The organism is Nocardia sp. NPDC003482, from assembly GCF_053588115.1.
Genome location: NZ_JBSFPI010000042.1, coordinates 23594 through 34153, shown reverse-complemented (window position 1 = coordinate 34153; position 10560 = coordinate 23594). Strand labels below are relative to the sequence as shown.

The 10560-nt window shown below is 68.6% G+C and carries 10 protein-coding genes; 6 read left to right on the top strand and 4 right to left on the bottom strand.

The window, feature by feature from the left end:
- Window positions 1–147 precede the first annotated feature (147 nt).
- From leuC to ACWDSJ_RS36430, 3 genes are all read left to right on the top strand, one after another.
- Window positions 148–1569, top strand: a complete 1422-nt coding sequence (leuC, locus tag ACWDSJ_RS36440; protein WP_450037357.1) for a 3-isopropylmalate dehydratase large subunit — start codon at window positions 148–150, stop codon at window positions 1567–1569.
- A gap of 26 nt (window positions 1570–1595) precedes the next feature.
- The gene (gene leuD / locus ACWDSJ_RS36435; protein WP_387355817.1) at window positions 1596–2204 is read left to right on the top strand and encodes a 3-isopropylmalate dehydratase small subunit; all 609 of its coding nucleotides are present in this window, start codon (window positions 1596–1598) and stop codon (window positions 2202–2204) included.
- A 156-nt stretch (window positions 2205–2360) separates the two neighbouring features.
- Window positions 2361–2999 carry an HU family DNA-binding protein gene (locus ACWDSJ_RS36430; RefSeq protein WP_387355819.1) on the top strand — a complete coding sequence of 213 codons (639 nt, stop codon included), beginning with the start codon at window positions 2361–2363 and terminating at the stop codon, window positions 2997–2999.
- Between the two features lie 171 nt (window positions 3000–3170).
- Here the strand turns inward: ACWDSJ_RS36430 and ACWDSJ_RS36425 are convergent, their stop codons facing one another.
- The 3 genes from ACWDSJ_RS36425 to cofC form a co-directional block, all read right to left on the bottom strand.
- On the bottom strand, window positions 3171–4124 hold the full coding sequence (locus tag ACWDSJ_RS36425; RefSeq protein WP_450037355.1) for an NUDIX hydrolase: 954 nt from the start codon (window positions 4122–4124) through the stop codon (window positions 3171–3173).
- Window positions 4121–6283 carry an RNA degradosome polyphosphate kinase gene (locus tag ACWDSJ_RS36420; protein ID WP_450037353.1) on the bottom strand — a complete coding sequence of 721 codons (2163 nt, stop codon included), beginning with the start codon at window positions 6281–6283 and terminating at the stop codon, window positions 4121–4123. The genes ACWDSJ_RS36425 and ACWDSJ_RS36420 overlap by 4 nt, the downstream gene beginning before the upstream one ends.
- 156 nt (window positions 6284–6439) lie before the next feature.
- Window positions 6440–7138 carry a 2-phospho-L-lactate guanylyltransferase gene (gene cofC / locus ACWDSJ_RS36415; RefSeq protein WP_450037352.1) on the bottom strand — a complete coding sequence of 233 codons (699 nt, stop codon included), beginning with the start codon at window positions 7136–7138 and terminating at the stop codon, window positions 6440–6442.
- 95 nt (window positions 7139–7233) lie between these two features.
- Between cofC and ACWDSJ_RS36410 the strand changes: the two genes are divergently transcribed.
- Genes ACWDSJ_RS36410 through ACWDSJ_RS36400 form a run of 3 tightly spaced genes read left to right on the top strand, consistent with a single transcriptional unit; the run spans window position 7234 to window position 9651 of the window.
- Window positions 7234–8229 (top strand): NAD(P)H-dependent glycerol-3-phosphate dehydrogenase, encoded by a 996-nt coding sequence (locus ACWDSJ_RS36410; RefSeq protein WP_450037350.1) that lies wholly within the window; start codon window positions 7234–7236, stop codon window positions 8227–8229.
- A 34-nt stretch (window positions 8230–8263) separates the two neighbouring features.
- Complete coding sequence (locus ACWDSJ_RS36405) at window positions 8264–9337, top strand: D-alanine--D-alanine ligase family protein (RefSeq protein WP_450037348.1); 1074 nt, start codon at window positions 8264–8266, stop codon at window positions 9335–9337.
- Window positions 9338–9351: 14 nt separating this feature from the next.
- Window positions 9352–9651, top strand: a complete 300-nt coding sequence (locus ACWDSJ_RS36400; RefSeq protein ID WP_450037347.1) for a DUF6191 domain-containing protein — start codon at window positions 9352–9354, stop codon at window positions 9649–9651.
- On the opposite strand, the gene ACWDSJ_RS36395 is transcribed toward ACWDSJ_RS36400, so the two are convergent.
- A complete protein-coding gene (locus ACWDSJ_RS36395) occupies window positions 9652–10548 on the bottom strand; it encodes an NAD-dependent epimerase/dehydratase family protein (RefSeq protein WP_450037346.1) in 897 nt (298 codons plus the stop codon).
- Window positions 10549–10560: the final 12 nt, after the last annotated feature.

Here is a 10560-nt window from a genome sequence, read left to right as displayed (position 1 = left end):
CACTACGCCCCCCCCCCCTTGTTTTCGTGCCTTTCGCGCTGTGGGCGGTTCTCGGCCTCGCCGCATGCCGCGAGTCTCGACCGCCGAACGGCGAGACTCAGGGCCACGAACCCCGCCGCGACGAAGGAGCGGCAAAAAGGAGCAAGCATGGATCGGCCACGCACTCTGGCGGAGAAGGTCTGGGAGCAGCACGTCGTCGCCCGCGGCGCGGGGGAGGGCGAGGCCCGCGAACCCGATCTCATCTACATCGACCTGCATCTCGTCCACGAGGTGACCAGTCCGCAGGCGTTCGACGGCCTGCGCGCGGCCGGGCGCCCGGTCCGCCGCCCGGACCTCACCATCGCGACCGAGGATCACAACGTCCCGACGATCGACATCGATCAGCCGATCGCCGACCCGGTTTCGCGCACGCAGGTGGAGACGCTGCGGCGCAATTGCGAGGAATTCGGGGTACGGCTCTACCCGATGGGCGATATCGAGCAGGGCATCGTGCACGTGGTCGGCCCGCAGCTCGGCCTGACCCAGCCGGGAATGACCGTGGTCTGCGGTGATTCGCACACGTCCACACACGGCGCGTTCGGCGCGATCGCGATGGGCATCGGCACCAGCGAGGTCGAGCACGTGCTCGCCACCCAGACGCTGTCGCTGCGCCCGTTCAAGACCATGGCCATCAACATCGATGGTCAACTGCCCCCGGGCGTCACGAGCAAGGACGTCATCCTGGCCGTCATCGCGAAGATCGGCACCGGCGGCGGTCAGGGCTACGTGCTCGAATACCGCGGCGAGGCCGTGCGGTCCATGTCGATGGAGGCGCGGATGACCATGTGCAACATGTCGATCGAGGCCGGGGCGCGCGCGGGCATGATCGCTCCCGACGAGGTCACCTACGAATTCCTGAAGGGCCGCCCGCACGCCCCGAAGGGCGCCGACTGGGACGCGGCCGTCGCCGCGTGGGAGGCGCTGAAGACCGACGAGGGCGCGGAATTCGACGCCGAGGTGCACATCGACGCCTCGACGCTGACCCCTTTCGTCACCTGGGGCACCAACCCGGGACAGGGCGCGCCGCTGGGCGACACCGTGCCGGATCCCGCCGACATCAGCGACGAGACCGCGCGCGAGTCGGCCGAGAAGGCGCTGCGCTACATGGATTTGCGGCCGGGTACGCCACTGCGCGAGGTGCCGGTCGACGCCGTGTTCGTGGGCTCGTGCACCAACGGCCGCATCGAGGACCTGCGGGCCGTGGCCGAGATCCTGCGGGACCGCAAGGTGGCCGACGGCGTGCGGATGCTGATCGTGCCGGGGTCGATGCGGGTGCGCGCGCAGGCCGAATCCGAGGGTCTGGGCGAGATTTTCACCGCCGCGGGCGCCGAGTGGCGGCAGGCGGGCTGCTCGATGTGCCTGGGCATGAATCCCGATCAGCTTTCGCCCGGTCAGCGCTGTGCTTCGACCTCCAACCGCAACTTCGAGGGGCGGCAGGGCAAAGGTGGCCGCACACACCTGGTTTCGCCGCTGGTCGCCGCCGCCACCGCGGTGCGCGGAACCCTGTCCTCACCTGCGGATCTGAACTGACCCGCCCCGACTTTCGAGGAGAACTCATGGAACCGTTCAAGGTGCACAAGGGGATCGGCGTCCCGCTGCGGCACTCCAACGTCGACACCGACCAGATCATCCCGGCCGTCTACCTCAAGCGGGTGACGCGAACCGGCTTCGAGGACGGGCTGTTCGCGGCCTGGCGTTCGGATCCGGGCTTCATTCTGAACACCGAGCCCTACAACCGGGGTTCGGTCCTGGTCGCCGGTCCGGATTTCGGCACGGGATCCTCTCGCGAGCACGCCGTCTGGGCCCTGCTGGACTACGGCTTCCGCGTGGTCATCTCGTCCCGCTTCGCGGACATCTTCCGGGGCAACGCGGGCAAGGGCGGCCTGGTGGCGGCCCGAATGTCACAACATGATGTCGAATTGCTCTGGAAGTTGCTCGAGGAACAGCCCGGTCTGGAATTGATCGTGGACCTCGAGGCCCGCACGGTGACCGCCGCAACGACCGTGTTGCCCTTCGATATTGACGACTACACCCGCTGGCGGCTGCTCGAGGGCTTGGACGACATCGGCCTGACACTGCGCCAGGAAGCCGCCATCGACCGGTTCGAAAAGGCAAGGCCGGCATGGAAACCGACCACCATTCCGAGCCCTATTTCGCAGACGTAAACAGTCCCGGGTGTTAGCTGAGAGCTACCAATCGAGATTGCTGCACGTGTGCCACGCCACATGAAATTTGGCGTGGCACATAGACTCTTGCCCATTGAGGGTTTACCGTGGTACCTAGTCGGTCCGACGACGGGCCATTAGTCTGCGGAGGATTCAATGAACAAGGCGGAACTGATCGACGTTCTGACCGAGAAGTTGGGCACTGACAGGCGCACGGCCACTGCGGCAGTCGAGCAGATTGTCGACACGATCGTGCGCGCGGTGAACAAGGGTCAGAGTGTCACCATCACCGGATTCGGTGTCTTCGAACAGCGCAAGCGCGCGGCCCGCGTGGCGCGCAACCCCCGCACCGGCGAAACCGTGAAGGTGAAGCCGACTTCGGTGCCGGCCTTCCGGCCGGGTGCGCAGTTCAAGGCGATCATCGCCGGCAAGCAGAAGATCGCGGCGGCCGGTCCCGCCGTGAAACGTGGTGTGGCAGCGCCGGTGTCGGGTGCGGCCAAGAAGACCACCGCCAAGAAGACCACGGCGAAGAAGACGGCGGCCAAGAAGACCACGTCGACCGCGGCCAAGAAGGCGACGGCCAAGAAGACGGCCACCAAGGCCCCGGCCAAGAAGACCGCGGCGGCGAAGAAGACCACCACCGCGGCGAAGAAGGCCCCGGCCAAGAAGACCGCGGCCAAGGCCACCGCCACCAAGAAGGCCACGGCCGCCAAGAAGACCCCGGCGAAGAAGACCTCGACGGCCAAGAAGACCACGGCCAAGCGGACCGCCACCAAGCGGACCGCGCGCCGCTGACCTCTCGGCACAGATCGGCCCCGGCCTGAAAAGGGCAGCCGGGGCCGTTTCTGTGTGCGAGGGCGGCCGGGGCCGTTTCCGTATGCAACGGCGGCCGGGGCCGTTCTGTGTGCGAGGGCCGCCGGGGCCGCTTCTGTGTGCAAGGGCCGCCGGGGCCGTTTCCTGTGTGCCTCAGCGGCTCTTGAGGGCCTTGTCGAGATGATCGGCGGCGACCAACCGCCCGTCGGCGAACGACAGCACCCACACGCTGCCCTTGCGGTTGCGCGCGGGAGGCAGTGTGAGACCGTCGATTTCGGCCCAGTCGTCCAGCAGGTGCGGAATCACCTTGCCCTGACTACAGATAACGCGCACGGTGTCGGCCGACACCAGCGCCCGCGCCCGGTCCAGCGCCGCCTGAGGCGCTGCGGCATAACCACTTTCGGACAGCAGCGGCTCCGGCGCGATCTCCACGCCGAGCGCGTCCGCCAGCGGCCCGACCGTCTGCCGGCAGCGCAGTGGCGGCGCGGAGAAGATCTCCTGTGGCCCGAACGCCAGCAGATTGGGCACCAGCGTCTCGGCCTGATGCCGCCCGGCCTTCTCCAGCGGCCGCTCCTCGTCCGGCCCGGTGAACCGATCCCGCCGACCGGCCTTGGCGTGCCGCACGATCAGCAGTGTCGCCGTCTCCGCGGGCAGCCGCAGGAAATTGCGCACGATCCGCCGATCCATCGGATACGACAGCTCGTCCATCACCCGGTCGACGCGATGCCAGCGCAACTCGTCGACCTCGTCGTTGGGTTCGAAGTCCCCGCCCAGCACCGCGGCGGTCCAGTAGTCGACCCGTTTCACCTTGCGGTGCCCCGTGATCGGATAGGTCACGTACCCGAGGTAGCGCCCGAGACGGCAGCGCAGCCCGGTCTCCTCGGCGACCTCGCGCACGGCGGCGACGATCGGAGTCTCACCCGGATCGAGCTTGCCTTTGGGCAGCGTCCAGTCGTCGTATTTGGGCCGGTGCACGAGGGCGATCTCGAGGCCGCCGTCCGCGCCCCGGCGCCACAGCAGCGCGCCGGACGCCTTCACGTTCGGGGATATCCGCGGGTCGGAGAACGCCAGTTCATCGTTGAGATCCTCTGCCAGCGAACGGTTCACTGCTGATCCGGTCGCCGCAGCCGCATCAGGAACTCCTGATGATCCCGCACCTCCACCGGTCCGTCGGCGTCGGGATCCGGTTGCGCCTGCCAACTTCCGTCGGCCTCGAGCACCCAGCAGCGGGTGCCCGGGTCCAGCGCGGAGTCGAAGACGACCTCGAGCTGCTCGCACAGCCTCGGATCCTTCACCTGCGCCATGACTTCCACGCGCCGATCCAGATTGCGGTGCATCATGTCCGCGCTGCCGATCCACCACTCGTCCTGGGCCTGGAAGTGCAGCACCCGCGAATGTTCCAGGAAGCGACCGAGAATCGAGCGCACGGTGATGTTGTCGCTCATGCCCGCCACACCCGGCCGCAGCCCGCAGATGCCGCGCACCACGATCTCCACCGGCACCCCGGCCTGCGAGGCGCGGTACAGCGCGTCGATGATCTGCTCGTCCACGATCGCGTTGCACTTCAACCGGATCCGCGCGGGCAGCCCCTGCCCGGCGAGTTCGATCTCGCGCCGGATCCGCTCGACGATGCCCGACCGCACGCTGCTCGGGGCCACCAACAGGTTGCGGTAGTGGGCCTTTCGCGAGTATCCGGTCAGCGAGTTGAACAGGTCGGTGAGGTCCGCGCCGATTTCCGGTGCGGCGGTGAGCAATCCGACGTCCTCGTAGAGCCGGGCGGTCTTCGGGTTGTAGTTGCCGGTGCCGATGTGGCAGTAGCGGCGGATGGTGGAGCCCTCGCGCCGCACCACCAGGCAGGTCTTGCAGTGCGTCTTCAACCCGATCAGGCCGTAGACCACGTGCACGCCCGCCTGTTCCAGCTGCCGCGCCCATTTGATGTTGGCCTGCTCGTCGAAGCGGGCCTTGATCTCCACCAGCGCCACCACCTGCTTACCGGCCTCGGCGGCGTCGATGAGCGCGTTGACGATCGGGGAGTCGCCGGAGGTGCGGTAGAGCGTCTGCTTGATCGCCAGTACCTGCGGATCGGCGGCGGCCTGTTCGATGAACCGCTGCACGCTGGTGGAGAACGAGTCGTAGGGGTGGTGCACGAGCACGTCGCCCTCGCGCAGCGCGGCGAAAACGTTTCGGGGCGTTTCCCTCTCGCCGAACGCGGGCGGGGTCGCCGGAACGTAGGGGGCGTCCTTGAGCGCGGGCCGGTCCACGCCGTACACCTGCCACAGGCACGACAGATCCAGCAGGCCCGGCACCTGGATGACGTCGGCGGGGTCGACGTCGAGTTCGCGCAACAGCAGTTCGAGCATGTGCTCGGTCATGTCGTCGGACACTTCCAGCCGCACCGGCGAGCCGAACCGCCGCCGCGCCAACTCCCGTTCGAGCGCCTGGAGCAGGTCCTCGTCGCGGTCCTCGTCCACCTCGAAATCGGCGTTGCGGGTGATCCGGAACGAGTGGTGCTCCACGACGTCCATGCCCGGGAACAGCTGTTCGAGATGGGCCGCGATCAGATCCTCCATGGGCAGAAAGGCGATCAGCGCGCGCTGTCCCTCCTGCACCTCGCGGGTGACCCGGACGAAGCGATTGACGTTGTCGGGCACCTTGACCCGCGCGAAATGCTCGCCGCCGGTCTCGCGATCCTTCACGGTCACGGCCAGATTCAGGCTCAGCCCGCTGATGTAGGGGAAGGGGTGGGCCGGATCCACGGCCAGCGGGGTGAGGACCGGGAAGACCTGATCCTGGAAGTGCTTGGACAGCCGGGCGCGCTCGTCGTCGTCGAGATCGGACCAGCCGAAGATCGCGATGCCCTCCGCGGCGAGCGCGGGCCGTACCTGATCGAGGAAGACCCGGGCGTGACGCACGGCGAGATCCTGGGTGCGCTTGGCGATCAGGCCGAGTTGTTCGGTGGGCGTGAGCCCGTCGGCGGAGCGGACCGCGAGCCCGGCGTCGGCGCGCCGCTTGAGTCCGGCCACCCGGACCATGTAGAACTCGTCGAGGTTCGAGGCGAAGATGGCGAGGAACTTGGCCCGCTCGAGCAACGGCTCGGAGGTGTCCTCCGCCAGGGCCATCACCCGGGCGTTGAAGTCGAGCCAGCTCAGTTCGCGATTGAGATAGCGATCCTGGGGCAACTTCGTCGCCTCGGCGGTCGCGGGCGGTGGAGTGGCCGCGGGCGGCGCCGCCGGTAGTCGGGGCTGCTGTAGGTCGGTATCGCTCACGCCGCCCCCTCGCTGGCGCTCGGGGTCACCGTGCGCGATGCGCGCTGTATTCTGGGTTCACTCGCAGGCTCGCTCACGCTCACGATCATTCCTTACCTCGGGCGATGCCTCGCGTGACACCGCCGATCGACACCTGGTCGCCCATCCGGCGATCATCTAGCACACATGTGACCCGGCCGTGCACCTCCGCGTGAGATCTGTGTGAACAGGGCGCGGCCAGCCGATGTCGTCGAGCACGGCCGCGGTGGCCGGGCCGACGCCGAGCGCGACGGCGTCGTCGAGGTCGGCGGCGGTGTCCACGTCCAGCCGCAATCCGGGCCAGTGGCCGCCGAGATCCTTTGCGCCCGAATCGATGTGGCGGCGTGCCGAGCCGGGGCCGAAACGCGGTGCCAGCGGGGCGGTTTCGTCGCGCACGAGCAGCGCCGCGGTGCCGTGACCGGTGTGGTCGGCGACCAGCGACCGGCCCGTCGGCGGCGCGGTCGCCAACATGTCGCACAGTTCGTCGGCGCGCAGGGCGGGCAGATCCGCTTGCAGCGCAAGCAGTTCCACGGGACCGAACGCGCGGCGCACGGCGTCGGCCGCGTCGGTCAGGGCGGCGTTGAGGCCGTCGTCGGCGGCGGCCGGATCAGGATGCACCCGCGCCCCGAGCGCGCGCACGGCCGCGGCCACCTCGGCGTCGGGGGTCACCACGGTCACCGAGGCCAGTCCGGCGGCGGTGGCCGCGCCGACGGTGTCCGACAGCATGGCCAGCACCAGCCGCGAGCGGTCGGCGGGCGACAACCGCTCGGCGAGTCGGCTCTTGGCCCGCGCGAGATTCTTCACCGCGATCACGGCGTGGACGGCATCCGGACGCATGGGCCCATCGTCGCACGCCGGGCACAGTGGCGGACGTCATGCCCGGTCAGCGGAATATCGCGAGGATGCCCCATGCCGGGTGGCATATTGGCCACATGACTAGCGCGGCAGTGATGGGTGCGGGATCGTGGGGCACCGCGTTCGCGAAGGTGTTGAACGACGCGGGAACGGACGTGACGATGTGGGCGCGGCGGGCGGAGGTGGCCAAGGCCATCGCCGCCGACCGGCACAATCCCACCTATCTGCCCGAGGTGGACCTGACGGGCATCGCGGCCACCGACGACTATCGGCAGGCGCTCGACGGGGCCGACATCGTCGTGCTGGCCGTCCCCTCGCAGTCGTTGCGCGCGAACCTCGCGGCGTGGAGCGAGCACGTGCCCGCCGGGTCGACGCTGCTGAGCCTGGCCAAGGGCGTCGAGACCGGGACGCTGCTGCGGATGAGTCAGGTCGTCCACGAGGTCACCCGCGCCGACCCCGGCCGCATCGCCGTACTGTCCGGACCGAACCTGGCCCGCGAGATCGCCGCCGGGCAACCGGCCGCGGCGGTGGTGGCGTGCGTGGATCCCGAACGCGCCGAAGCGGTTCAGCACGCCTGCGGCACCGGCTACTTCCGCCCCTACACCAACACCGACGTGATCGGCTGCGAACTCGGCGGCGCCTGCAAGAACGTGATCGCCCTGGCCTGCGGCATCGCGGCGGGAATGGGCCTGGGCTCCAACTCGATCGCGAGCCTGATCACCCGCGGGCTGGCCGAGATCATGCGGCTCGGCGTGGCGCTGGGCGCGAATCCGGTGACCCTCGCGGGGTTGGCCGGGGTGGGTGATCTGGTCGCGACCTGCACCTCACCGCTGTCGCGCAACCGGTCCTTCGGGCATGTGCTGGGCGCGGGCGGGTCGATGGAGGCCGCGCAGCGCGCCACCAACGGCCAGGTCGCCGAGGGCGTCAAGTCGTGCACCTCGATCCGCGCGCTGGCCGAGCGCAGCGAGGTGGAGATGCCGTTGACCCTGGCCGTGTCGCAGGTGTGTCACGAGGGCCTGTCGGTGTCCGACGCGGTGGGCCAGCTGCTCGGACGCCGGATGAAACCGGAATGAGTGGCGGCACGCCGGTTTGGGTACGGTTCGCTCTATGACTAATCGGATCAGGGTCGCGGTCGTCTTCGGCGGGCGGAGCAACGAGCACGCGGTGTCGTGTGTCTCGGCGGGCTTCGTGCTGCGCAACCTCGACCCCGACCGATTCGAGGCCGTCCCGGTCGGCATCACCCGCGAGGGGACCTGGGTGCTGGCGGGTTCGGACGCGCGCACGCTCGCCATCGCGGATCGCGCGCTGCCGTCGGTGGAATCCGGGGGCGCGGAGCTGGTGCTCGGCCGGTCCGGCGGTCTGGTGCCCGTCGACGGCTCCGAGGGGCCGGGGCCGATCGATGTCGTGTTCCCGGTGCTGCACGGCGCTTTCGGCGAGGACGGCACGGTGCAGGGACTGCTCGAGATGGCCGGGCTGCCCTACGTCGGGCCCGGGGTGCTGGCCAGCGCGACCGGGATGGACAAGGAGTTCATGAAGAAACTCCTTGCGGCGGAGGGCATTCCGGTCGGGGACTACGTTGTCTTACGGCCCGGTGTCGCCACCGTCGCCGAGGCCGATCGTTCGCGGCTGGGTCTGCCCGTCTTCGTCAAACCCGCCCGAGGCGGATCGTCGATCGGCATCACCAAGGTCGACGACTGGGATGATCTCGAGTCGGCCATCGACGTTGCGCGCCACCATGATCCGAAGGTGATCGTGGAGGCCGGGATCGACGGTCGCGAGGTGGAGTGCGGGGTGCTGGAGTTCCCCGACGGGCGGGTGGAGGCGAGCGTGCCCGCCGAGATCCGGATGCCGGAGGGGGAGGCGGCGTTCTACGACTTCGACACCAAATATCTGGACGACATCTGCGAGTTCGACATCCCGGCGAAGCTGGACGACGATGTGGCGCAACAGATTAGGGAACTCGCGGTGCGGGCGTTCCGCGCCCTGGACTGCCAGGGCCTGGCGCGGGTCGACTTCTTCGTCACCGCCGACGGCCCGGTCATCAACGAGATCAACACCATGCCCGGCATGACCTCGATCTCCATGTACCCCCGCATGTGGGAGAGCACGGGCGTCGACAACCCCACCCTGGTCACCACCCTGATCGAAACAGCGCTCGCCCGCGGCACCGGCCTGCGCTAGGTACGCTCGATCGCGTGCTCGTCGCGATGACCCTCCCCGGCCTGGCGCTGTTGCTGATCGCCGTCGCCTTCGCCGAGGTCATGTTCCGCAGGTTCACCGGGCGAACGGCGCTGCCGTGGATGCGTGATCAGGACGGGCGTGGTGCTGCCGCCATCGGTTTCGAGCAGTTCGACGCGGTGTTCGATTCGGGGAAGCGGTACGAGTTCGAGGAGCGGCAGTCGGTGCTGATGCATCGGGAGAGTCCGGGGGATGGGGACTCGGGTGGGGTGGATGTGGATCTGGGTGCGGGGAAGGTGCGGTTGCGGCGGGAGTGATCATCCGGCGCGCCAGGCGTCGCGCACGATCGCCTCGAGGGTGGATCGGTGCGGGCTCCAGGCGAGTTCGCGGATGGCTTTCGCGGGATCGCTGACGAGGACTCTCGGTTCGGCGACGGGCGGGCGATAGTCCACTGAAAGACGTTGTCCGGTAACGGTTTCGACCGCGTCGATCACCTCGTTCACACTGCTGCCGACTCCGCTGCCGACGTTGTAGGTTGTATGCCCGCCTGGCGGCATATGGTCGATCGCGGCGGCGAAGGCGTCGGCGGCGTCGGAGACATGCAGATAGTCACGCACCGATGAGCCGTCGCCATTGACCGCGAGCGCGCTGCCATCCCGGGCGGCCATGAGCGCGCGCGGGAGCAGTCGAGTCGGATCGGGATCGACTCCACCCGCGACGTTCAGCATTCGGATGACGATGGCGGTCAATCTTCCGGTGCCGCACTGCGATTCGATCGCCGACTCGGCAGCGAGCTTGCTGCTCGCGTAAGGATGCGGAGGGGCGGTCGGCAGCTCCTCCGTCATCGGCTGCGTCTCGGGACTCCCGTAAACGGAACCCGTGGAGGCGAAGACGATCCGACCCACCCCGGCTCCCTCCATCGCCTCGAGCAACGCGACGGTGCCGAGCACATTGGCCCGGAAGTACTGAAGCGGTTCCCCCACGGATTCCCGCGCTCTCGCGAGTCCCGCCAAATGACAGACGGCGTCCATGCCCGACACGGCCCGACGAAGGGACCCTGCATCGAACAGATCGGCCATCCGGGTAGCACTCGCCCCGTCGATACGAACATTGCCTTCGCGCACCATCGCGACAGGCTCATGCCCTCGTTCCGCCAGCGACCCGACGACCGCGCGGCCCACGTACCCGCTTGCTCCGGTGACCAGTACGCGCACGGCGTCATCATG

Bases quoted from the DNA above. Each gene is read 5' to 3' on its own strand.
- ACWDSJ_RS36405 (WP_450037348.1), top strand. From the start codon at position 8,264: ATGACTAATCGGATCAGGGTCGCGGTCGTCTTCGGCGGGCGGAGCAAC.
- ACWDSJ_RS36410 (WP_450037350.1), top strand. From the start codon at position 7,234: ATGACTAGCGCGGCAGTGATGGGTGCGGGATCGTGGGGCACCGCGTTC.
- ACWDSJ_RS36430 (WP_387355819.1), top strand. From the start codon at position 2,361: ATGAACAAGGCGGAACTGATCGACGTTCTGACCGAGAAGTTGGGCACT.
- leuC (WP_450037357.1), top strand. From the start codon at position 148: ATGGATCGGCCACGCACTCTGGCGGAGAAGGTCTGGGAGCAGCACGTC.
- leuD (WP_387355817.1), top strand. From the start codon at position 1,596: ATGGAACCGTTCAAGGTGCACAAGGGGATCGGCGTCCCGCTGCGGCAC.
- cofC (WP_450037352.1), bottom strand. From the start codon at position 7,138: ATGCGTCCGGATGCCGTCCACGCCGTGATCGCGGTGAAGAATCTCGCG.